Origin of the sequence: Photorhabdus luminescens subsp. luminescens (assembly GCF_001083805.1) — a bacterium.
Classification (GTDB): Bacteria; Pseudomonadota; Gammaproteobacteria; order Enterobacterales; family Enterobacteriaceae; genus Photorhabdus; species Photorhabdus luminescens.
In genome coordinates this window covers 454,155-478,578 of the sequence record NZ_JXSK01000002.1, presented here as the reverse complement: position 1 = coordinate 478,578, position 24,424 = coordinate 454,155, and the positions used below count along the sequence as shown (strand labels likewise).

The window sequence follows — 24,424 nt, the reverse complement described above, 5'->3', positions numbered from 1 at the left end:
ATCATGAATAATAATAAAATTAGAGAATTTGCGGAACTGACAAGCGAGCAGGTTTTAACCTCGGTTGAAGGTAAAACGTTGATATGGCCGATTGGCGGAATTGAGCAACATGGACCCCATCTGCCATTGAATGTGGATTCAGTGATCCCGGAAGCTTTCGCGCGGGCGTTGGCGGAGGATATTAATGGTTTCACCTTGCCGGTACAGCCGGTGTCTGCCAGATCATTGCCGCAGAGTGGAGGTGGGCTTGAATTTCCCGGCACGGTTTACCTGGATGGATCAACATTTACCGCTTATATCAACCGAACAATTAAGAGCTTGTGCTCATTACCTTTTAAACAACTGGTGATCATTAATGGTCATTTTGAAAATGAAGGTTTTATTTTCGAAGCGGTAGACGCATTACGGGCGGAGGGACATTTTAACGATCGTTCCGTTATCGTATTTAGCTGGTGGAGTTTGGTATCTGATGATTGGACTCGTGAACATTTAGTAGATTTTCCCGGTTGGCATGCTGAGCATGCAGGGTTAACAGAAACGAGTTTAATGTTGCATTTGCGTCCCGATTTAGTGAGAGCGGAGCGACCTGATCATGATAAACCGCCACGTGCTGGGATCTATCAAGTACCGATTAAAAAAGAATTTTCAACGAGAGGCGTTCTTTCTAAAACATCCGGTTCAAGTGCGGAAATAGGCGAACTCATTTTCGAGCATGTCAGACAGCAAATATTGGAACTGGTTACTGCGGATTAATCAGTCGCCATATCGCGGTGTTTTTTCGGTTTTGCCCTAGTTATAGGGAAAAAATTTATCGCTTTTATACTATATAAAATGCGCCTTAAAACCTCGTCTTTCTGGGGAAGGTTAATAAGGCGCAGTTTTCTGTATACCCGCGTTGCTAATATTTGCTGCGACGACTTGTATAAAGTCATCATGACAATCAGAAAAAAACACGCCATGATTATCATTGAAGATCTACATGTGACCAATATGTTAAAGCTTAGATTTAAATATTAACGTTAGTGGATTGTAACTCAAATCTTAATCCAAGCGCTTTTACTATTTTCAAAATAGTTGTAAAAGTTGGATTTCCTTTTCCTGATAAGGCTTTATATAATCCTTCCCTGCTTATACCCACTTCTTTTGCAAGCTGGCTCATATTTCTGGTTTTGGCAATATCTCCCAATGCAGATAATATCAGAGCTGGATTATCCTCTTTCATCACCTCTTCTAAATACAGTTGAATATCTTCTTCTGTTTTCAGGTGTTCCGTAATTTCATAGTTGCTGATTTCGATCCCTTTGTTCATAAATATCTCTCAATTTCTTTAACTATTTTCTTTGTTTGCTGTGTATCTTTTGGTTGTGTGCTTTTATCACTTCCACAAAATAATATAATTAGTTGTTTTCTATGTGATGTAATGCTTTGATTATAGGTATAAAACACAGTCATGACAACTTTAGTTAACATATTTTGCTTTTAAACAGTTTTCCGATTTTAAACGAATTATGATCTTGTGTTTATGGTATCAGATAGTCAGGGAGGGATGCTTATTTTAAAAGCGAAGTGATATCTGGGTAAGGTATAAATAAAATGAAATCTTGCTCTAAGATTGGATATGTTTTATCTGTATGTGATAAAGCAGGTGTTAAGGAAAGTTGTTTTTTATCTATCAGTGTGGTTTTAACGTCGGGAAAAAGTAGCAAGCATATTGTGAAAAAACAGGTGAAAACGTCAATCATCAAAGATAAAAAGAAGTAGTTAAGGTTCTTTTTCAGCGGATAAAAAATTCGATGCTATATTGGCATTGAAAGAGAAAAAATCAAGAAAAGCAGATTTTAAGTTTATTTTACATGGCTGTAAGAAATTTACGTAAAATCAGAGATAATCGTTAAAGAAAGCAGATGAACTTTTAGGTTAACCAGATTAACAGCATTAAAGATGGTTAAAGAAATATGCTTTTATTTTAATGCTAGTAATGCACCATTTACTCTCTGTTTTTTAAGGATAGAAAAGGAACATAGAATTATTAAAGTAAAAATGAAAAAAACAAGTATCAGTTTAATAAAAATAGGATTGTTAAATACGAAATGGAAAATAGAATTATTTACCTGTTACAGGCTTTATTTATCATCTTTTTAACATGGTTCAGCTTATCTTTTTACTTGCATTTTCACGTCTGGATAATTGCAAGCTGCTTTCTATCGGTGATTAGTTAGCTAAGGATTGAAAAAATAGGTGCTTCATTAATGCCAGATTTTAAAGAAATACAGAGTGGTTAAAAACGGCTGACTCTCTGTTATATTTAATACATTTATCGGTGATGTTATCCTCCGATTATTTTACGTTTATCTAACCTGATACAATTATTTAAAAGTGATAATACGGGGCCATTAAAGCTTTTATATAACTAACAAGTGGGTGTTAAAATGATTTTTCATTGTTATTTTACGAAGAAAACTATAAAAATGACGTAATAAAAAATAGGTAAAACGGTTATGTGTTACCAGCGTTCTCAATTGCGGCGCAGCATTTCAGTGAATGCCATTTTCAGTATGAACTGTGACTGATTTTTTGCTCAGGCACACCGAGGTGCCTGTCACAATTTCACGTTCACTGTTCTGAAAACTCACGACATCATTTAGGTGAAATCCTTCATGCTTTGTATTATTCGCTGCCGTTGTAATATGTTGATAAAACTGGAAAAGCAATCATACAGCTTCATGGTAATTGAATTTTTCAGACTCTGTGACTGCTCCCCGTCGTCAAGAGGGTTTACGGAGGATTTTGCTAACGCCGCTGCGCAAGCAAAGCCCAGACCCTCGCTGGCTGCACATATAACAGCCCAACGCCCCGTTATTTTAAGATCCATATTCTCTCCATATATGTTCTACAAATGTCAGTTTTCTGTTTCAGACACCCAGTACTGGGTACAAACTATTAAAATGAAACAAATCAGAGCAAGAGCAAAAAGTCCCCACATCAAGCCAGTCGCAGTTGTTGTATGACCACTGGAGAAAAACCATAATACAATAGCTGCCCCGGCCATTTTGAGCGCCCCTTGTAAAGCGCTACCCGTTCCTGATAGTTCAGGATGACCATGTAAACTTATCCCGAGTAATAAAGGGGAAGATAGCCCACACCCCAACCCTATCGCAAAACTATAAATAATGATGAATCCAATTGATAATATCTGAGTGAAGTGAATAAAAATGAGCGCTATTACCGTGAATGACAGTAATAATGGCAAAGATATTTTAAGAATATATTCGGGTGTAGCGTGTGATAATCCTTTTTTTGTTAACAATGAGCCTATTACAATTCCAGCAGAATAGATTATAAACAGATATCCGTTCTGTGATGACGATAACCCAAATTGGGTCTGGAATACGAAAGGACTGGCAGTAAAATAACCAATGGTAATGGCAAACAAGACAGCAGAGACAACACTGTATACAACAAAATTAACATCTGATAATAAAATTCGAAAACCAGCCAGTCTACCATTGCTATTTGGTCTCATCGGAGATGTTTCCGGCAGTGTCATTTTGACAAAAATCGCGCCTAACAACATCATGATGGCTAGCGCGATAAAATTAAATTTCCACGGCAGATACTCAGTGATATAGCCTCCAATAATAGGGGCAAAAGCAGGAGAAACTTGTGATGCCATAGAAAAAATTGCCAGTGATTTTGATAATTCCGTTTTATCCCTAAAAGTATCACTGAGTATTGCTCTGCTAATAACTGGGCATCCACCTGCGCCAATTCCCGTCAGTAGTCTGAATAATGAGAGTGTGTGAAATGATTCTGCGGTAGAAGTTAGATAGTTACCAACAGCAGAAAATAATAAGGAAAATATGATTACAGGAATACGCCCGTATTTATCAGAAAGTGGGCCATAAAAAATCTGAGATACTGCAAAACCAAGGAGATAATAAACAACCAAGCTCTGTGCCTGATTGTCTGTTATTGAGAGCGCCATTTTTATAATGGGAAGTGCTGGATTATAGAGGTCGATAGAAAACAATCCGAGTACTAAGATAACGCACGAGTTGATGATAATTAGTTTTGATTTCATGCCATTGCTCCTTTCATACAAGAGGGAGTGTTTTTATGCGTCCGTTGTATTCCTTATTTGGCGTAGCGTGTTGGCTATCACATTTGATTTCAATCAAAAAAGGGGCGTTTTGCTGCATAATCCCGACTAGGCACTCCTGTAATTGTTCAGGAGAATTCACGCAAAAGCTATTTACCCCTAATCCCTTAGCCAGTTGACACCAATCATAATTAGGAATTTTCGTTAAATCTGCTCTGTTATCTTTATTATTAAAGTAGCTTGCGGCATAAGAAGCATTGTTGAAGACAATAAAAAGTATATTACGATGGTATTTTGATGCAGTGGATAATTCCATTCCCTGCATTAACATACAACCATCACCTGTGATCACCATACATTTCCTGTCTGGTGCTGCGAAGCTAGCGCCTATTCCGGCTGGAATACTCCAGCCCATAGGCCCGAGTGTCGTAGCGGATAAGTACTTCTGTGAGTTATTTTATTATCCCAAAGAACAAGATCACCAGCCTTACTCATGATCACTTTTTCGTATGCTTGCTGATTTAATGATTTCATGATTCACATTTATGTGAAATTCAATAACAAACCTGTTTATAGATTTCTACCAGTTTGTTTTTTATAGCATCATTGCGTTTATCACTTATTTATTATTATGTAAATTTTAATAATTCTATTTAATAACTATTAAGTCATTCTTATATGATATTTAGTAAAATATATTTTTTCCAATTTCTTTTAGTTATCGGGTGATAACTATATTTTATCAGCAAGTAAATTATTTAATTTAATTTAACATATAAAAAACATAAAAATTTATAAAATATAGTTAACTAACATATATATGGATGTAATTTTAATTAAATTTTGTTTTCATATAAACTGCTCAGAACAAAAATAATATAAATATATTTTTATTATTACGATTGAATACTATCTTTATATCTAGTGCAAAAGTCCTCGAAAATCATAAGTCAGGACTATTCATCGTTCCAAAAATATTATTTCACATGCTCTTCCAGCACTTTTGTTGCTGTAAACCATGTCATAGAAAGAGTGGCCTTCATACTCATTCAGCCCGATATTTTTCGCATTCACGGCAACGTAATTGACTATCAGAGTGTACAGAGAGAGTCCTCGGCCTTTACCCAGATATTTTCTGGAGTAACGGGACTGGGAGGGTATTGTCCGTTGTAGAAAATTTTTGCCCATTGGCATCAGCCAATATCTTATTATCGATGAGATCTCATCCGAAATTTCCTTCCCGCCTTATTTTGGCGGGAGTGCTCTTTCTAAGGAAAAAATGGCGGTATTCAGTTCACTTTGGGAATACTGTTTATTGTTTTCTGCTATTGTCTTCCGCTATTGCTTATCATAACGAAACTCAGGTGAGAGTTTACTTATCCCAAGCCCATTAATTTTTTTAACCTTAATCTGTACGGGTATCCGTTCTTTCATGGCTTCAATGTGGCTGATAACGCCTATGGTTTTACCGGAAGCATTTAAATGATCCAGCGCGTCAAGCGCAATATCAAGGGTTTCTTGATCAAGTGTGCCAAAGCCTTCATCCAAGAATAGTGAATCAATACTGGTTTTATTGCTGACTAAATCAGATAGCGCTAAAGCCAAGGCGAGGCTGACCAGAAAACTTTCGCCACCAGAAAGCGTTTTGGTATCACGGATAGCATCGGCTTGCCAGGTATCAACCACTTGCAGCTCAAGACCATCACTGTTTTTACGTTGCAGATCGTAGCGTCCGTGCAATTTTTTCAGCCGTTGATTGGCGAGATGAACCAAATGATCCAGTGTTAATCCTTGAGCAAAGCGACGGAATTTAGCGCCATCAGCCGAACCGATCAGGTTATTAAGATAACTCCAGTCATCATAATTTTGTTGGCAATGGCTGATCTCTTCCAATAAGGATTTTTGCTGTTGACGGCGTATCGCATCATTATCAAGCAGGTTTTTCAGTTCTCCTTGTTGTAAGGTGTTTCTTTTTAGCTCATCAGTAATGTTTTCCAACTGTTCGGTTAGTTGTGATTTTGTATATTGATCAAGTAATTCAGGGCGATTTTTGCAGTGTTGTTGCAGGGCCTCTGTTGCTTTCTGGCATAGGGCATTGGCTTGTATTTGCTGTTGTTCAAGCTGTTCTTTGAGTTGTCGCAATTCCTTACGTTGCTCTTGCGATAACAATGCCGCTTCAACGGCATGCTGATCGGTAAATGGGCTTTTTGCTAACGCAACATTGAAGTTTTGCTCTGCCTGCTGTTTTTGTTGTTCAGATTGGTGACAGTTTTTTTCTGTCTCATAAATGGCGCCGGTTAGTTGATTGATGTTGGATTGCGCTTGTTGCAGATGTGACAGTGACTGTTCGTATATTTCCTCCAGCTTTTGAGATTGTTGTTGTAATGCCTGAGTGATTTCCGTAACGGATTGTTCACCAAATAGTTGTTGGCGCTGTTGTTGTGTCTCTGTGAGTTGCTGTGCCTGTTGTTGTGCTGTTTGATTAAGCCCATTTAAGCGGGATACATATTCTTCTTTCTGTTTATGCAATGATTCAATCTGATTTTGGATAACCGCCTCTTCTTTTTGGATCTGTTGCCAATTTTCATGACAGTTTTGATATATCTGCCACTCTTTTCTACGCTGTTGCAGCCAGTTTTCACTCTCATTCAGTATTGGCGGTGATAAATCATATTGTTGTAATTCTGATGTCATTTTTTCGATGACATCCGTCAGTTTACGCTGCTGTTGTTGTATCTCTGGTTGCAGTTCAGATAAGTGTTTTTTCTGTGTATTGTATTGATGCTTACTCAGTTCAATATTTTGTTCAATTTCTTTAATGTGTTCTTGATGGGCGGCCAGTGTTTTTTCTGTTTTCTGGTACGTTTTTTCTGCTAGTTCAAGTTCGGTTAATTGAGTCTGGCAAAGCTGATGAGCAGATTGGTTTTGTTGCACAAATAGTTCAAGAGCGGGTTTATCCGAAAGAGAAATTTCGATCTGTAATGTCGCGCAAGTTTCCTGCCATTGTTGAGTTAATATATTCAATCGTGGTTCAGTATCGGTAATTTCTTGTAAAATATGGTCGTATTGTTGCTGTTGGAACTCTTTTTTATTAACTAATGATATTTTAGTGGCTTGTAACTCATCGAATTGCAGACGTAAATCTTTTAACCGTTGTTCTGATTTTGGCAGTTCAATATTTTGATAAGCTTGAATTGCAGGATGATGTTCAGAACCGCACAGTGGACAAGGGGAGCCTTCCTTGAGTTGTGCCCGCTCTTTTTCCAGACTGACAATCTTTTGTTCTAACTGAATACGTTGAGTAAGATCGGCTAAATGTTGTTGTTTGTCTGAGAGTTGTTTATTAATGGATTCAATCTGAACAGGAAGCTCCTTTAATAATTTTTCCGGTTGTTGTAAGCGAATATGATGACTGGCAATAGCGGCTTGTAATTGCAAGATTTGCGGCGACAGGATTTCCAGTTTATGTTGCAGTGGTAGCTGTTCCTGATATTGAGTTAATTGTTTTTTTAATTTCTCCGGCGAATATCGCTTTTGCAGAGTAAAAAATTGTTGCTTAGCCTGCTCAAATGCCAGTTCCAGCGGTTGGTTATTTTCAATCTGTTGTTTTAAGTCTTCTCTTTGTTTGTTCAGGTTATTATTAAGTTGCGCGATTTCGGTGGTGAGCTCGTCAACTTTTTGCATTTGGTGATCAATTTGTTGTTGCTGTTCTTGTCGCCAAGAGAATTGGTGTTGCCAAAAAGCCAGTTTTTCACCGAAATATTGATGATAAGGTTGTTGTTCGAAATAGTTTTCCAGTTGTTTTCTTTGATTGGTGAATGATAGGGCGCGCTGGTTTGCTGTGTCATATTGCTGACAACGGTTTTCAAGTGCGGTTTTCTGTTCGCTGATTTGTTGCTGAGTAAGATTAAGCTCTTTAGTCTGCACCGCAATTTGATGATCTAATGGGATCACCTGTTCTGTTATCAGTTTTTCTTGTTGTTGCCGGTGTTGTTGGTGTGCTGCTCTGGCAGAATCTGCATGAGTTACATTTTGCTGTATTGGCGTGAGTGTCTGTTGTTGTTGATGAAGTTGCTGATGCATCTCTGCCAACTGTTTGCTGATTCTCTGATGTTCATATTGTGTTCGGTTTTTATCATCCAGCAATGGGCGCAATGTTTCTGCGGGTTCACTGCCAGCCAGTTTTTGCAGTTGCGGCTCTGCATGAGTCAGCGCTTTTTCTGCCTGCTGTAAGGAAGCGTTGTTTTCAGTAACAAGTTGCTCAAGTTCTTCCTCACGTGTCAGCCATTGTGCCGAATATTGCAATGTTTTTATCTGCTGATTGAGTTGTAATTCCGTATGAGTGAGTTGTTGCTGTTGTTCCAGATATTGTTGATGCTGTTCTGCGGTTAGCAAATCAATGGCGGATGCTTTGGCTTGCAGAATATCCAGCTCTGACTGCGCCTGTTTATGTTGTTGGTAAATTTGTTGGGATAAGATGCCGTAAATTTCAGTACCGGTTAATTCCTCCAATAAGTCAGCCCGTTCGTTTGGTTTGGCATTGAGGAAAGCGGCGAAGTCCCCTTGGGATAACAACATGGATTTGGTGAAACGGTCGTAATCTAATCCAGTTATTTCAATGATTTTCTCTTTCGTATCTTGGGGCTTATCTGCCAGAATTTTACCGCTGTGACTGAGGGCGAGCTCCGCTTTAGGGGATTGCAGATTGCCATTCGGTTGATTACGCGCTCGCCGTTGGCTCCAGAAAGCACGGTAAGCGACACCTTTTACTTCAAACTCAACTTCGGCTAGTGATTCTGCGGTGTGTCGGGTCATTAACTCATTTTGTGAGGTAGAAATCGTCAAGCGTGGGGTTTCGTGATAAAGCGCAAGGCAGATCGCATCCAATAAGGTAGTTTTACCCGCTCCGGTAGGGCCGGTTATGGCGAACAGACCATTGCTGGCAAACGGCTCGGCTGTGAAATCAATTTTCCATTCACCTTGTAATGAATTAATGTTTTTTAGCCGTAGACTCAAAATCTTCATGCCTGCTCCTCCTTATTTTTAGCTTGATAGATATCGTTCAGTGTTTGTTCGAAAAGAGTGATCAGACGTTTTTTATGTTCTTCATTTTCGAGTGCCGATTGAGCAAGCCGTCGGGCAAAAACCTCGTTGACGCTGAGTTCTGTCAGGGTTTCTCGGTTTTCTTGTGCTAGCTTGTTTCGCTGCTGTGTTTTACTACGTCGTAGCAGAATGACTTCGACAGGAAGTTCTGCAACCATTGATTGAACCCTTTTCTGGATATCATGCAGGTAATCCTGGGTGGCAACTTCAATATCCAGCCAGACGGGTTGCTCTCCTTGGTAGTCATTAAAAGTTTGTAACTGTTGCTCAATCTGTTGCAGGTTGCCCTTGATAAGTTGCATGGGCTGATATTGCGGAATGGGTAAAAGATTAATGGATGCCAGTTTATCTTGGGTAAATTCCACCAAACAGACGCTTTTCTCTTGCCCGACTTCATCGAAACTAAGAGGAATAGGAGAGCCGCTGTAGCGAATATGTTCAGATTTAGCCACTACTTGCGGCCGGTGAATATGCCCAAGCGCAATATAGTCTACCGGCGGAAAAGCTTGCGCCGGGAAGGCATCCAATGTACCGATATAAATATCCCGCACTGAATCTGTAACAGTAGCGCCAACGGTCGTCAGATGCCCGGTAGCAATGATAGGTAAGGGTAAATTCAATTCATCACGTAATTCACATGCTTGCTGATAAAGTCGATGATAGTGTTCTGCAATGGCTTCTTGTAATACGAGTTGTTTTTGTTCTCCTGACTGACCAGCCTGGCTGATCATAATATCTTTTGGCCGCAGAAAAGGGATTGCGCAAAGAATCGCACCGGCATTGCCTTGTTTGGTGGTGAGTATTTTTATCTGTTTTTGTGGATCTTTTTCTGCATGAGCAATAACGGTGGTATTCAGGCAGGAAAGAAGTTCTTTTGATTCGTTTAATGTTGCTACTGAATCATGGTTGCCGCCAAGGAGAATTAATTGACAACCGGTCGGTTGTAGTTCAACGACAAAGCGATTATATAGCTCACGGGCATAACTGGGCGGTGAGCCGGTATCAAATACATCTCCGGCAACAATTAATGCATCGGCTTGGTGATATTCGATCTGTTTAATCAGCCAGCGCAGAAAATGTTGATGTTCAGCAACCCTGCTTTTTGTAAAAAAATATTGGCCGAGATGCCAGTCCGAAGTGTGAATAATACGCATAGTTTCGCCGTCATTGGTTAAAGTGAAGCATGATTATAATCGCTGTATTCTGAATGTCGCTTTTAAATCCGATTTCGTGAATATATCTCCGAGCGGCTTCGCATTCATTATGAAATATGACAATTGTTAAATTAATTATTGCGAAATAGATTGCAGATAGAGGATAACCAAGGCAGGATTTCATAAATTTGTCATAAAACTGACGCATAATGCTTTTTCAAATTAGGCTGTTATCAGGCGCGCCGTAAAACCTCGTTCTTTAGGGCGTAGTGAATGTCAACTCAATATATTAACGGGATTAATCATGGCAAGACGCATTCTGGTAGTTGAGGATGAAGCTCCGATTCGTGAGATGGTCTGTTTTGTTCTGGAAAAAAACGGGTATCAGCCGATAGAGGCAGAAGATTACGATTCTGCGTTGGCATGTTTATCTGAGCCATATCCTGATTTGGTGTTATTGGATTGGATGCTCCCCGGCGGCTCTGGTTTGCAGATAATTAAGCAGATGAAACGGAATAATAATATCCGTGATATTCCGGTGATGATGTTAACTGCCCGTGGTGAAGAGGAAGATCGGGTGCGTGGCCTCGAAGTTGGGGCAGATGACTATATCACCAAGCCTTTCTCTCCTAAAGAGTTGGTTGCCAGAGTTAAAGCGGTATTACGGCGTATTTCACCGATGGTCATGGAAGATATTATCGAAATGAATGGTTTGGTTTTGGATTCAACGTCCCATCGGGTGACCAGCCAGGATAAAGCGCTGGATATGGGGCCGACGGAATTTAAATTACTGCATTTCTTTATGACTCACCCTGAACGGGTCTATAGCCGTGAACAGTTGCTTAATTATGTTTGGGGAGCAAATGTTTATGTTGAAGATAGAACTGTTGATGTCCATATTCGCCGTTTACGTAAAGTATTAGAGATTGGCGGCCATGATAAAATGGTGCAGACCGTTCGTGGTACGGGTTATCGTTTTTCTACTCGTTACTAAATCCACGCACCGGAGAATCTAATGTGTTAGAACGTTTATCTTGGAAGAAACTGGTTTCAGAGCTGTTTCTCTTTTGTTTACCTGCGTTAATTTTGTCGATATTTATTGGTCATTTATCTTGGTGTTTATTTGTTTCGGTGTTTTTGGCGCTGATATGGCATGGTTATAACTTGCTGAAACTGTCCAATTGGTTATGGCTGGATCGCAGTATGTTGCCGCCGTCGGGGAGAGGAGGGTGGGAGCCAATTTTCTATGGTATTCACCAGATGCAGCAACGGAATCGAAAACGGCGTCGGGAGTTGGCGATGTTGATCAAACGGTTTCGTAGTGGGGCGGAATCATTGCCCGATGCCATTGTGATGATGACAACAGAAGGTAATATTTTCTGGTGTAACCGTTTGGCGCAACATTTACTTGGTTTTCGTTGGCCTGAAGACAATGGTCAGCATATTTTTAATTTACTCCGCTACCCTGATTTTAGCCGCTATATCCTTTCCAGGGATTTTTCACGTCCTTTGTCCATTGAGCTAAATAATGGTTTCACTGTTGAGTTTCGGGTGATGCCTTATACTGAGGGTCAATTCTTAATGGTTGCCAGAGATGTGACTCAGAAGCGAACACTGGAAAATGCCCGTCGTGACTTTTTTGCCAATGTCAGTCATGAAATGCGTACCCCTTTAACCGTCTTGCAGGGTTATTTGGAAATGATGCAGGATCAGGCAGAGGATAATCCGCTAAATAAGAAAGCGCTGAATACGATGCAAGAGCAAACCCGGAGGCTGGACAGTTTGGTGAAGCAATTGTTACAACTGTCTAAAATTGAAGTCGCTCCCCAGATTGATATGAATGAAGTGGTTGATGTGCCTTTGATGCTTAAAGTACTGCGTCAGGAAGCCACGGCACTGGGTAATGAATGTTACAAGATTAATTTTGATATTGGTGAAGGACTTAAAGTGTTCGGCAATGAAGAGCAGCTTCGCAGTGCAATGTCGAATTTGGTTTATAACGCGGTTAACCATACCCCTAAAGGGACTCAAATTGATGTCAGTTGGAAAAAGAATTCCCACGGTGCTGAATTTACCGTGAAAGATAATGGGCAAGGTATCAGTGCTGAACATCTACCTCGTTTGACCGAACGTTTTTATCGGGTAGATAAAGCACGTTCCAGACAAACGGGAGGAAGTGGTCTCGGTCTTGCGATTGTTAAACATGCCTTACATCATCACCATTCTCATCTTGAAATTTCCAGCGAAATAGGGAAAGGGACGCGCTTTAGTTTTACTCTACCGACAGGATTGATTGTACCTGTCAAAATAACCAGCAAGAGAGATAGGAATAGTTTGATTAACAGTAATAATTAATCTTTGCAATTGATTATTATTTTTTCAGGTTAAAAAAAACGCAAATCATATAGTGTTTATTCAATGATAGCTAACAGCAATCACTGGTTTTGAAAAAGAGTACGGCATATACTTCTGCATTCTGGTTTATCTATTGCCTTCTGGCACTATAAAAGTTTTACTTGTGGGCAGTTGTTGGCGATTCTATCTATAATAACCACTATAAATCTGTCTTCAACAGATACCTGGTGAATATTATTTTGATAATAAATCGTTAAATTAGGGTTCAATATTGTCAATAGGGGCTTAGCTATTGACAGTATTTATATTATTCAGTCCATAAATATGGTAACAAAATATTAATAATCATTATGACACATCGTTTATCATCTAAGGATATTTGGGCATTAGGGTTTATGACTTTTGCTCTGTTTGTGGGGGCGGGAAATATTATTTTTCCCCCGATGGTGGGGTTACAATCAGGTGAATATGTTTGGTTAGCCGCTCTAGGCTTCCTAACGACAGCGGTTGGCTTACCCGTCATTACAATCATCGCATTGGCAAAAGTTGGCGGTGGTATTGAAGAGCTGAGTTCACCTATTGGTAGAGTTGCTGGTTTGCTGCTGGCGACGGTTTGTTATTTGGCTGTTGGTCCTTTATTCGCTATCCCTCGGACTGCAACGGTCTCTTTTGAAGTCGGCATTGCCCCGCTTACTAGTGCTGGTGAGTTACCCCTGTTTATCTACAGTCTTATTTATTTTGTTCTGGTAATTGCTGTTTCCCTTTACCCTGGCCGTTTGCTTGATACTGTCGGGCATGTGTTAGCACCCATCAAGATGTTGGCGTTAGGTATACTTGGTGTTGCTGCTTTACTTTGGCCAGCCGGTAGTTCAATTCCCGCGATTGATGTTTATCAGCAAATTCCATTCTCCAGTGGTTTCGTCAATGGTTATTTGACGATGGATACGCTGGGGGCGATGGTGTTTGGGATTGTTATTGTGAATGCTGCGCGTTCAAGAGGCGTTGCCTCATCTTCATTATTAACGCGTTATGCAATGTGGGCAGGTTTTATCGCCGGCTTTGGTCTGATACTGGTTTATCTTTCCCTGTTTAAGTTGGGCGCTGGCAGTGGAGCGTTAGTGCCTCATGCAGAAAATGGCGCGGTCATTTTGCATGCCTATGTTCATCATACTTTTGGTGGTGTTGGCAGTATTTTCCTGGCTGTGCTGATTTTTGTCGCCTGTATGGTGACTGCGGTTGGATTAACTTGTGCATGTGCTGAGTTTTTCAGCCGTTATTTGCCCCTGTCTTATCGTTCACTGGTTTTGATCCTTGGCGGATTCTCCATGTTGACTTCTAACCTTGGTTTGAGTCATTTGATTAAGATTTCTATACCGGTACTGACAGCTATTTATCCACCTTGTATCGTTCTGATTGTGTTGAGTTTTACACTGTGCTGGTGGCACAATTTCACCCGTATTTTGGCTCCGGTAATGTTAATTAGTCTGATATTTGGTATTTTGGATGCGATTAAGTCGTCTGAAGCACTGGCTTATTTGTTACCAAACTGGGCAACACGTTTACCGCTGGCGGATCAAGGACTAGCTTGGTTAGCGCCATCCTTGTTGGTTTTAGTTGTGGCTGGTATTTATGACCGTGTTTTAGGGCGTTCTGGTACCCGCGAGACTCAAATGCATCAGTGATAATGTTATGTTTCTCTGACTGTTTGCCATCGTCAGATGTTCAGGGAAAGCGTGGGATGGGGTTCCTGAGAAAAGGATATCCCATCCCGATATTGCCTATACCCGTTATCTTTCAAGTTGCTTCTTTGTTGGCTGCACTCACTCACCCCGGTCACATAGTTTTCTATGCTCCCGGGGATTCGCTCCCTTGCCGTCGCGATGCATCTTGAAATCCATAGGGTATATACAGATTAGCTATTTTTTGGTTATTGGTTTAGTAACCAATAGCCGCGCCGGCCGGACGTCGGACATCATTGGCGCCATAAAAATGGTTTTCACGAACTTTACCAGATACGGCTGCATCATTGCCTGAAGAATTAGCTGAAGCGCCAGCGGCTTTAGGTAAACCAACCATAATCACTTCAGCAGCGCCCCACGGTATCTGTTCCACCATCTTGTATCCCATTTTTTCTAGCAAATTCAGCGAGTCTTTAGAAATACCACGTTGCTCATAATAAACTTCATCGGGTAACCATTGATGATGAATGCGGGGGCTATTAACCGCTTCTTGAGGAGGCATTCCGTGTTCAATGATGTTTAAGGCAGTTTGCAGGGTAATAGAGATAATACGGGAGCCGCCGGGTGAGCCCAGAACAAGGAATATCTTGTTGTCTTTTGTGACAAGTGTCGGGCTCATTGAGGATAGTGGGCGCTTACCAGGGGCAATAGAGTTAGTCGCGCCTTGAATGAGACCATAAAGATTCTTCTCACCAATTTTAGTGGTGAAGTCATCCATCTCATCATTGAGGAAGAAACCTGTCTCGGGAGCGATGACGACAGCACCAAAAAGTCCATTGATAGTATAGGTGGTTGAAACTGCATTACCTTCTTTGTCAACAATGGAATAGTGCGTGGTTTCTGGTTTTTCATGGGGGCCAATACCTGGCTGAACATTCTCTGATAATGTAGCTTTACCTGGCTCTATTTTTTTACGTAGAGATTCAGCATAACTCTTACTCAGTAAGCGATCGATGGGATTTTTAACAAATTCTGGATCGCCGAGGTAAGTATTTCTATCCATGTAAGCATGACGCATGGCTTCTGTCAGGGTGTGAATATAATCAGCCGAGTTGAATCCCATTTCTTTGAGGTTGTAACCTTCCAAAATATTAAGAATTTCACACATGGTTACTCCGCCTGAACTCGGTGGCGGTGATGAGATAAATTTATAACCTCGATAATTACAGGTGACGGGGGTTGTTTCTGAGATTTTATAGTTGGCGAAATCAGCTTCGGTAATAATGCCGCCGGATTTTTTAGCCGCTTCGGCGACCAGTTTAGGAATATTTCCGTGATAGAAAGATTCTTGTCCTTTTTTGGCAATTAACTCCAGCGTATTCGCCAGATCGGTTTGTATCAGCCTGTCACCCGGTTGATAAGGAGATCCATCTTTGCGTAGGAAGATGCGGGCTGCTTCTGGATCTTTGCGGAAGCGTTTGATTGAGGTATCCAGAATATCAGTGTCTGCACGGGTCAGTATAAAGCCTTCTCGAGCCAGCTTAATCGCAGGCGCCATGACTTGTTCACGGCTTAATTTGCCATATTTTTTTAGGGCGCTGTCTAACCCCATCACGGTTCCTGGCACCCCGGCCGCGCGGTAACCATATAAACTGGCTTCTTTAATGACATTGCCTTCTTTATCCAGATACATATCGGCACTTGCTGCACTTGGCGCGGTTTCGCGGAAGTTAATAAAAGTATTGGTACCATCAGCCAAATGAATTGTCATAAAACCACCACCGCCGATGTTTCCACAACATGGATTAACAACGGCTTGGGCATAGCCAACGGCAACGGCTGCATCAACCGCGTTTCCACCCATTTTGAGAATATCGACGCCAACTTGTGAAGCAAGATGTTGTGCTGAAACGACCATGCCATTTTTAGCTTCAACAGCCGGTTGCGAAGCGGCATAAAGGTGGGACGAGACGAGCAAGGATATGATTGCCAGTGGTGTTTTCCATGTTTTCAACATGTTGTGAGCTCCTGTCTTTTGGCGAGGTTATTTTGTCAGCTAATGACTTGTTTTATTTGCACTGATTTTAATGTTAAACAATTGTAAATTTAATTGTAAGTGGTGATAGTTATCGATAAGAGGAAGTTTTTGTGCGCAAGGTGGCAAAACGAGGAATTTCAGCGATAAAAAACCAGCCGGAATAACCGGCTGGTCTGAATATGGTAAGTAATATCTAAGGTTATAGTTTAGTCGCGTTTTGCGACAGGTATTTAGCTACGCCGTCTGGAGAAGCGCTCATACCTTCTTTACCTTTTTCCCACTGTGCAGGACAGACATCGCCGTGCTCTTCGTGGAATTGCAGTGCGTCAACCATCCGCAGCATTTCGTCAATGTTACGGCCCAGAGGCAGATCGTTAACGACTTGATGACGAACTACGCCGTTTTTGTCGATCAGGAAAGAACCACGCAGAGCGACGCCTGCATCTGGATGCTCAATGCCGTACGCTTTTTGAATCTCGCGTTTGGTATCGGCAACCATTGCATATTTAACTTCGCCAATACCACCTTGATCGATAGGAGTTTTACGCCATGCGTTGTGGACGAATTCAGAATCAAAAGAAACACCTATAACTTCAACACCGCGTTTTTTGAACTCTTCGTAGCGGTGATCAAATGCGATCAGCTCAGAAGGGCATACGAAAGTAAAGTCCATTGGCCAGAAAAAGATAACCGCAGATTTACCATTTAGGTGTTTTTTCAGGTTGAAATTCCCAACTATTTCGCCGTTGCCGAGGACTGCTGCTGCTGTAAAGTCAGGGGCTTGACGAGTTACCAGAACCATGAGTTACTCCTGTAGTTTTACGGGGTTTATGTAAAAATTGGATATAGAATAAGGAATTAGCGTACACCAATAAAGGATAAAATACTAATCTTTGCAATAGATTTTACCTATCAATACCTTATTTTTATTTTCTTTACTGTAATGGCTCTCTGTGTTGCTTGGATGAGGTTGTTTGCTTCGTAAACTTTGGAACATAGTTACTTAGTTTGACACGAGTTTCATTGAGTAGAAAATAGTGAGTTCTACTGACTTTAGATAAATCATGTTTAAGCTGGGCTTAAACAAAGGCGATATTTTGAATGCAAATACCTATTGGGATAAGCAGTAAAAATCCTTATTTTCTGCTTTTTCCATCATATAGGGATAAAATTGCCAGAATAGTGCTTCAAAATCAGCATAATGTTGCTCTATATCCTGAAATGATCCAGATAAAGCTGATAATCTGGGATGTCTTCGAGCCATGCCTGTTAATACATCTGCGATAAATGCAAGATCTGCATAGCGGATAAGCCAGTTTTGCGGCCATAAAAATTCATTCAGTTCCTGAAATTTTTCGGGAGTGTAATAAAGATGAGGTTCAATTTGGTTGCGAGCATGGAGAATAAATGCCGGTAATGAGTAAGTGGGAACTAATTTATCCCAATACAAAGAGAGGAAGTGATCCCAGATAATATCTAAAGTGATCGGCGCAACCCGTCGATATGGATTACTGAACAAGTGACGGGCTTGAATAACCAATGGATGGGTATCTGTTAATACGTCAACCCGCCGATGCATGCGAATACCTGCAACCACATCAGCGCTGTATTGCCCCTCTGGATTACCGCGTACAAAATCCGCCATCAGATTTCCTAGCAGGGAACTGTCAGCCAGAGTAGCTAAATGAAGGTGAGCGAGAAAATTCATTTGGTGATTATAATATAAATCCGCGAAGTTATGTGCTTATTTGTTGCACCCTTAGGGTTGCGGCACTAGACTAGTCCGCCTGTTTTTCTGAATGATTAAATATAATGCGTGTCTCCGATTTTACTTTTGAACTTCCTGACGAAATGATTGCTCATTACCCTCAACCACAACGCAGTGGCTGCCGTTTGCTCTCGCTTGATGGTGAAACGGGGGCATTAACGCATGGTATTTTTACGGATGTTCTCGATAAGCTGAATGCCGGAGATTTACTGGTTTTCAATAATACTCGTGTCATACCTGCGCGTATTTTCGGTCGAAAAGCTACAGGCGGTAAGCTGGAAGTGCTGGTTGAACGGGTGTTGGATGATAAACGGGTACTTGCACATGTGCGTGCTTCCAAGGCGCCAAAAGAGGGAACTGAGTTATTGTTGGGCGACAATGAAAGTCTTAAAGCAACCATGTTGGCCCGTCATGATAGTCTGTTCGAAATACGTTTTGATGATAAACGCGATGTGCTGTCCATTTTGGATGACATAGGTCATATGCCTTTGCCGCCTTATATTAATCGTCCTGATGAAGAGGCAGACCGTGAGTTGTATCAAACTGTATACAGTGAACGACCTGGGGCGGTAGCTGCGCCAACCGCTGGTCTTCATTTTGATGAACCATTGTTGGAAGCGCTGCGTAAGAAAGGCGTGGAAATGGTTTTTGTGACATTGCATGTTGGCGCCGGTACTTTCCAACCTGTGCGGGTGGAGACCATTGAAGACCATATCATGCATGCCGAATATGCAGAGGTGCCACAGGATGTGGTTGATGCAGTGTTGGCATGTAAGGCGCGAGGTAACAACGTTGTTGCCGTTGGCACAACCTCAGTGCGATCGCTGGAAAGTGCCGCGAAAGCCTGTCAGGATGGGTTAATTGCGCCGTTTTTTAATGACACGCAAATTTTTATCTATCCGGGTTTTGAATATCAGGTTGTAGACGCGTTGATTACTAATTTCCATTTACCAGAATCGACACTTATTATGTTGGTTTCTGCTTTTGCGGGTTATAAAAATACGATGAATGCTTATAAAGAGGCGGTTGCAGAAAAATACCGTTTCTTTAGTTACGGCGATGCTATGTTTATTCGTCGTAATTCTTTGGCTTGCAAGGAAAAGATTTCTTAATTCAATGTAATGATTATGGCATTGACTGGAATATATTGTTGAAGTTGTTGAAAATAGGGTTATGTGAATATCTCAGCTCAACGGTAAATTTTAATTTTGTCTGGTTTCAAATAACAGCATCGGACTGTTTATCTGATGCTTGGAGGTTAAGTGAAATTTGAATTACAAACTACCGACGGCCAAGCCCGTCGTGGTCGTCTGATTTTTGAGCGTGGCGTGGTGGAAACGCCGGCATTTATGCCAGTTGGGACTTATGGCACGGTAAAAGGGATGACGCCGGAGGAAGTGAAAGAAACCGGTGCGCAGATCCTGCTTGGTAATACTTTCCATCTATGGCTACGCCCAGGGCAGGAAATCATGAAACTTCATGGCGATCTGCATGGATTTATGCAATGGCATGGGCCAATCTTGACGGATTCAGGCGGTTTTCAGGTATTCAGCCTTGGCGCAATGCGTAAAATCAAAGAGGAAGGTGTACATTTCCGTAACCCAATCAATGGTACCCCGGTTTTCCTTAGCCCGGAAAAATCAATGGAAATCCAGTATGATTTAGGCTCTGATATTGTCATGATTTTTGATGAATGTACGCCATATCCTGCTGATTGGGATTATGCGAAACGTTCGATGGAGATGTCCTTACGTTGGGCGGCGCGTAGTCGTAAGCGTTTTGATGAATTACAGAATAAAAACGCGTTGTTTGGTATTATTCAGGGAAGTATTTACGAAGATTTACGTGACATTTCAGTAAAAGGTCTGGTAGAGATTGGTTTTGATGGATACGCTGTAGGTGGTTTAGCTGTAGGCGAGCCTAAAGAGGACATGCACCGTATTCTTGAACATGTCTGTCCGCAAATCCCGCAAGACAAACCACGATATCTGATGGGAGTAGGGAAACCCGAAGATTTGGTGGAAGGGGTTCGTCGCGGCATTGATATGTTCGATTGTGTGATGCCAACTCGAAATGCCCGTAATGGTCACCTTTTTGTGACCAATGGTGTGATTAAAATCCGTAATGCCAAACATAAAGAGGATACTTCGCCGCTGGATGAACAGTGTGACTGTTATACTTGTCGGAATTATAGTCGGGCATATTTGCATCATCTCGACCGTTGTAATGAAATTCTCGGTGCAAGGCTGAATACTATCCATAATTTGCGGTATTATCAGCGCCTGATGGCTAAGATCCGTCAAGCTATCGAAGAAGGTAATCTTGAACAGTTTGTTGAAGATTTTTATCAACGGATTGGTAAACCCGTTCCGGCATTAAGTATTTGACTTAAGTAGTGATTGACTGGTTTCAGTGTGTATAGCATATTGCGGCTGGTTTTTTGATTACTATTGAATTTGATAACAATGAGGGAAGTTTAATGAGTATTATTTCTGAAGCAGCAGCATCTGCTGGCGCACCGGCTCAGGGAAGCCCGTATTCTTTGATCATCATGCTGGTTGTTTTCGGCCTGATCTTCTACTTCATGATCCTGCGTCCACAACAGAAACGTACCAAGGAACACAGAAAGCTGATGGATTCTATTTCCAAAGGTGATGAGGTGATGACCAATGGCGGTTTGATTGGTCGTGTCACTAAAGTTTCTGACACGGGTTATATCGTTGTAGCACTGAATGATACTACTGAAGTGACCATTAAACGTGATTTCGTCGCTGCCGTTTTACCGAAAGGTACAATGAAAGCTTTATAATTTCTGATTTTCCCGAAGGGAACTGCCGTGCTAAACCGTTATCCTTTGTGGAAGTATCTGATGCTGATCGCTGCGATCCTCATCGGTTTGCTTTATGCGCTTCCCAACCTTTATGGTGAGGATCCGGCTGTACAAATCACTGGCGCGCGAGGCATTGCCGCCAGTGAGCAAACGCTGGCCCAAGTCCATAATGTTTTAGAAAAAAATCAAATCGCGAGTAAATCTATTGCGCTGGAAAATGGTGCGATTCTTGCTCGTTTCAATAATTCCGATATTCAACTTCGTGCCCGTGAAGTATTGATGTCCACATTAGGCGATCAGTACGTGGTGGCATTGAACCTGGCGCCAGCGACACCAACCTGGTTAAGTAAGGTTGGCGCTGAGCCAATGAAGCTGGGCCTTGATTTGCGAGGTGGAGTGCACTTCCTGATGGAAGTGGATATGGAAACCGCATTAGGCAAACTGCAAGAGCAGAATATTGATGGCCTGCGCACTGGTTTGCGCGAAAAAGGTATTCCTTATTCTACTGTTCGTAAAATTGATAATTACGGTGTAGAAATCCGCTTCCGCGATGAAAAAGCGCGTGATGAGGCAGAAAACTATCTTACTGGTCGTCACCGTGATTTAGTTTTCAGTATTGGAGCCAATAATACCCTGAAAGCGGTGATGAGCGATGAGCGTCAGCGCGAAGCCCGTTCTTATGCGGTGCAGCAGAACATTACCATTCTGCGTAATCGTGTTAATCAATTGGGGGTGGCTGAACCATTGGTTCAGCGTCAGGGCGCTGACCGTATTGTGGTTGAATTACCGGGTATTCAGGATACTGCTCGTGCAAAAGAGATTCTTGGCGCGACAGCAACGCTGGAGTTTCGTCTGGTTAATACCAGTATTGACTCTACCGCGGCTGCATCAGGCCGTGTACCAGGTGATTCTGAGGTGAAAGACACCCGTGATGGTAATCCGGTTGTGCTATATAAGCGTGTTATTTTGACCGGTGATCACATTACAGATTCAATCTCGGATGCCGATGAATACGGTAATCCACAGGTGAGTATTTCACTGGACAGTGCCGGTGGCACAGCAATGTCTAATTTCACCAAAGACAATGTTGGTAAGCCAATGGCAACACTGTTTGTGGAATATAAAGACAGCGGTAAGAAAGATGCTAATGGTCGGGCGGTGTTAGTTAAGCATGAAGAAGTGATTAACGTTGCTAATATTCAGACTCGCTTGGGGAACAATTTCCGTATCACAGGCCTTTCCAATGCAACCGAAGCGCGTCAGTTATCCTTACTGTTGCGTGCGGGCGCTCTGATTGCGCCGATTCAGATTGTGGAAGAACGCACCATTGGGCCAACTCTTGGTCTGCAAAACATTGAACAAGGTTTAGAAGCTTGTCTGTGGGGCTTAATTGCCTCAATTCTGTTTATGGTGGTTTACTATCGCAAATTCGGTGTGATTGCGAGCAGTGCTTTGTTGGCTAACTTGGTGTTGATTGTCGGTATCATGTCTCTGTTACCAGGGGCGACGTTAACCATGCCGGGGATCGCGGGTATTGTGCTAACGCTTGCGGTGGCGGTTGATGCTAACGTACTGATTAACGAACGCATCAAAGAAGAATTCCGTAATGGCCGGACAGTACAACAAGCGATCCATGAAGGTTATAAAGGGGCTTTCTCCAGTATTATTGACGCTAACCTGACCACGTTGATTACTGCGGTCATTCTTTATGCTGTTGGTACCGGGTCAATTAAAGGCTTTGCGATAACAACGTCAATTGGTGTCGCGACTTCTATGTTCACCGCTATTGTAGGTACTCGAGCAATCGTCAACCTGCTATACGGCGGTAAGCGTATTAAGAAGCTATCAATTTAAGGAGCACGTTGTGGCACAGGATTATACTGTTGAACAATTGAACTACGGTCGTAAAGTCTATGATTTTATGCGCTGGGACAACGTTGCTTTCGGAATTTCGTTGCTGCTGTTGGTAGCTTCTGTTTTTGTGATGGCAACTCGCGGGTTTAACTGGGGACTCGATTTTACCGGTGGTACGGTAATCGAAATCAAGCTCAGTCAATCTGCTGATCTGGATAAGATGCGTGATAACCTGGCAAAAGCGGGTTTTGAAGATCCGTTGTTGCAAAATTTCGGTAGTAGCCGTGATGTGATGGTGCGTATGCCACCGGTTACGGGGGCGGCTAACGAGGAGCTGGGTAAAAAGGTTATTAAGGTCATTAATGACACCATTGATAAAGATGCGAGTGTTACTCGTGTTGAAATTGTTGGGCCGAGTGTTGGTGCTGAGCTCGCCCAAGATGGAGCAATGGCGTTACTGGCGGCGCTTATTTGTATCTTGATTTATGTTGGATTCCGTTTTGAATGGCGTTTAGCATTGGGTGCGGTTCTCGCCCTTGCCCATGACGTCATCATCACGCTAGGGGTTCTGTCACTGTTCCATATCGAGATTGACTTGACAATTGTGGCATCGCTGATGTCGGTTATCGGTTACTCATTGAATGACAGTATCGTGGTTTCTGACCGTATCCGTGAGAACTTCCGTAAGATCCGTCGTGGTACGTCGTATGAAATTATGAATGTCTCTCTGACGCAAACATTGAGCCGCACCATCATGACATCCGCGACTACCTTACTGGTGGTGCTGATGTTATATATTTTCGGTGGCGCAATGTTGAAAGGTTTCTCACTGGCGATGTTAATCGGTGTTTCTATCGGTACGATATCTTCTATCTACGTTGCTTCCGCTTTAGCGTTGAAACTGGGTATGAAGCGTGAACACATGATCCAACAAAAGGTTGAGAAGGAAGGGGCTGATCAGCCATCTTTATTGCCTTAATTATTCGACCTTGATGCTGTTCAAACACCCTGTGAGTATCCGGCTGACAGGGTGTTTTTTATTCAGATTAAGGATAAACTGTAAATTTAGTTTGGATTAACCATCAGGAAACGATATGCATTGCCCATTTTGTGCTGCTGTTGATACCAAAGTGATCGATTCTCGTTTGGTAGGGGATGGCTCGCAGGTGCGCCGGCGGCGCCAGTGTCTTGAGTGTCATGAACGATTTACCACTTTTGAAATGGCTGAGCTGGTTATGCCTAGAGTAATAAAAAGTGACGATATCCGAGAGCCGTTCGATGAAGAGAAATTGCGCCGTGGTATGCAAAAAGCACTGGAGAAGCGCCCGGTCAGTTCTGATGATGTAGAGATGGCGATTAGCTATATTAAATCTCAGTTACGTGCTACCGGTGAGCGGGAAGTTCCATCCAAAATGATTGGTAATCTGGTCATGGATGAATTGAAGAAATTGGATAAAGTCGCCTATATCCGTTTTGCTTCTGTCTATCGCAGCTTTGAAGATATTCGTGAATTTGGCGAAGAGATTGCTAAATTGCAAGGTTAA

Annotated in this window: 20 protein-coding genes; 10 read left to right on the top strand and 10 right to left on the bottom strand. The window is 41.9% G+C overall.

All coding sequences use genetic code 11. The features are described from left to right. The first annotated feature begins 3 nt into the window (after positions 1–3). Positions 4–753 carry a creatininase family protein gene (locus TI10_RS07055; protein WP_049582606.1) on the top strand — a complete coding sequence of 250 codons (750 nt, stop codon included), beginning with the start codon at positions 4–6 and terminating at the stop codon, positions 751–753. 253 nt (positions 754–1,006) lie between these two features. On the opposite strand, the gene TI10_RS07045 is transcribed toward TI10_RS07055, so the two are convergent. The 7 genes from TI10_RS07045 to sbcD all read right to left on the bottom strand — a co-directional run bounded on the left by TI10_RS07045 (position 1,007) and on the right by sbcD (position 10,356). After that, a complete protein-coding gene (locus tag TI10_RS07045; RefSeq protein WP_049582604.1) occupies positions 1,007–1,309 on the bottom strand; it encodes an addiction module antidote protein in 303 nt (100 codons plus the stop codon). 1,332 nt (positions 1,310–2,641) lie between these two features. After that, complete coding sequence (locus tag TI10_RS25675; RefSeq protein ID WP_049582603.1) at positions 2,642–2,872, bottom strand: hypothetical protein; 231 nt, start codon at positions 2,870–2,872, stop codon at positions 2,642–2,644. A gap of 27 nt (positions 2,873–2,899) precedes the next feature. Further along, positions 2,900–4,081, bottom strand: a complete 1,182-nt coding sequence (locus tag TI10_RS07035; RefSeq protein ID WP_049582602.1) for a multidrug effflux MFS transporter — start codon at positions 4,079–4,081, stop codon at positions 2,900–2,902. Positions 4,082–4,094: 13 nt separating this feature from the next. Then, complete coding sequence (locus tag TI10_RS07030) at positions 4,095–4,514, bottom strand: thiamine pyrophosphate-dependent enzyme (protein WP_244161536.1); 420 nt, start codon at positions 4,512–4,514, stop codon at positions 4,095–4,097. A gap of 545 nt (positions 4,515–5,059) precedes the next feature. Next, positions 5,060–5,287 carry a Tn3 family transposase gene (locus TI10_RS24875; RefSeq protein ID WP_162202226.1) on the bottom strand — a complete coding sequence of 76 codons (228 nt, stop codon included), beginning with the start codon at positions 5,285–5,287 and terminating at the stop codon, positions 5,060–5,062. A 150-nt stretch (positions 5,288–5,437) separates the two neighbouring features. Next, positions 5,438–9,124, bottom strand: a complete 3,687-nt coding sequence (locus tag TI10_RS07025) for an AAA family ATPase (protein WP_049582600.1) — start codon at positions 9,122–9,124, stop codon at positions 5,438–5,440. Then, positions 9,121–10,356, bottom strand: coding sequence for an exonuclease subunit SbcD (gene sbcD, locus TI10_RS07020; protein ID WP_049582599.1), 1,236 nt, complete (start codon positions 10,354–10,356; stop codon positions 9,121–9,123). The genes TI10_RS07025 and sbcD overlap by 4 nt, the downstream gene beginning before the upstream one ends. Positions 10,357–10,660: 304 nt before the next feature. Between sbcD and phoB the strand changes: the two genes are divergently transcribed. The 3 genes from phoB to brnQ all read left to right on the top strand — a co-directional run bounded on the left by phoB (position 10,661) and on the right by brnQ (position 14,393). After that, positions 10,661–11,350: a phosphate regulon transcriptional regulator PhoB gene (gene phoB, locus TI10_RS07010; RefSeq protein WP_049582597.1), complete on the top strand. Its 690-nt coding sequence runs from the start codon at positions 10,661–10,663 to the stop codon at positions 11,348–11,350. 23 nt (positions 11,351–11,373) lie between these two features. Continuing rightward, positions 11,374–12,711, top strand: a complete 1,338-nt coding sequence (gene phoR / locus TI10_RS07005; protein ID WP_049582596.1) for a phosphate regulon sensor histidine kinase PhoR — start codon at positions 11,374–11,376, stop codon at positions 12,709–12,711. A 350-nt stretch (positions 12,712–13,061) separates the two neighbouring features. Beyond that, on the top strand, positions 13,062–14,393 hold the full coding sequence (gene brnQ / locus TI10_RS07000) for a branched-chain amino acid transport system II carrier protein (protein ID WP_049582595.1): 1,332 nt from the start codon (positions 13,062–13,064) through the stop codon (positions 14,391–14,393). A gap of 253 nt (positions 14,394–14,646) precedes the next feature. On the opposite strand, the gene ggt is transcribed toward brnQ, so the two are convergent. The 3 genes from ggt to TI10_RS06985 all read right to left on the bottom strand — a co-directional run bounded on the left by ggt (position 14,647) and on the right by TI10_RS06985 (position 18,136). Continuing rightward, complete coding sequence (ggt, locus tag TI10_RS06995; RefSeq protein ID WP_049582594.1) at positions 14,647–16,407, bottom strand: gamma-glutamyltransferase; 1,761 nt, start codon at positions 16,405–16,407, stop codon at positions 14,647–14,649. A gap of 220 nt (positions 16,408–16,627) precedes the next feature. Then, positions 16,628–17,230, bottom strand: a complete 603-nt coding sequence (locus tag TI10_RS06990) for a peroxiredoxin C (RefSeq protein ID WP_049582593.1) — start codon at positions 17,228–17,230, stop codon at positions 16,628–16,630. A gap of 309 nt (positions 17,231–17,539) precedes the next feature. Next, positions 17,540–18,136, bottom strand: coding sequence for an acyl carrier protein phosphodiesterase (locus TI10_RS06985; protein WP_049582592.1), 597 nt, complete (start codon positions 18,134–18,136; stop codon positions 17,540–17,542). A gap of 104 nt (positions 18,137–18,240) precedes the next feature. Between TI10_RS06985 and queA the strand changes: the two genes are divergently transcribed. The 6 genes from queA (at position 18,241) to nrdR (ending at position 24,424) form a co-directional block, all read left to right on the top strand. Next, positions 18,241–19,308 (top strand): tRNA preQ1(34) S-adenosylmethionine ribosyltransferase-isomerase QueA, encoded by a 1,068-nt coding sequence (queA, locus tag TI10_RS06980; RefSeq protein ID WP_049582591.1) that lies wholly within the window; start codon positions 18,241–18,243, stop codon positions 19,306–19,308. Between the two features lie 150 nt (positions 19,309–19,458). Then, positions 19,459–20,583: a tRNA guanosine(34) transglycosylase Tgt gene (gene tgt, locus TI10_RS06975; protein ID WP_036808812.1), complete on the top strand. Its 1,125-nt coding sequence runs from the start codon at positions 19,459–19,461 to the stop codon at positions 20,581–20,583. A gap of 92 nt (positions 20,584–20,675) precedes the next feature. Continuing rightward, complete coding sequence (gene yajC / locus TI10_RS06970; protein ID WP_011148038.1) at positions 20,676–21,005, top strand: preprotein translocase subunit YajC; 330 nt, start codon at positions 20,676–20,678, stop codon at positions 21,003–21,005. A 27-nt stretch (positions 21,006–21,032) separates the two neighbouring features. Further along, positions 21,033–22,880, top strand: a complete 1,848-nt coding sequence (gene secD, locus TI10_RS06965) for a protein translocase subunit SecD (protein ID WP_074524822.1) — start codon at positions 21,033–21,035, stop codon at positions 22,878–22,880. A 10-nt stretch (positions 22,881–22,890) separates the two neighbouring features. Continuing rightward, positions 22,891–23,859, top strand: coding sequence for a protein translocase subunit SecF (gene secF, locus TI10_RS06960; protein WP_049582589.1), 969 nt, complete (start codon positions 22,891–22,893; stop codon positions 23,857–23,859). Between the two features lie 115 nt (positions 23,860–23,974). Beyond that, positions 23,975–24,424: a transcriptional regulator NrdR gene (gene nrdR / locus TI10_RS06955; RefSeq protein WP_036775072.1), complete on the top strand. Its 450-nt coding sequence runs from the start codon at positions 23,975–23,977 to the stop codon at positions 24,422–24,424.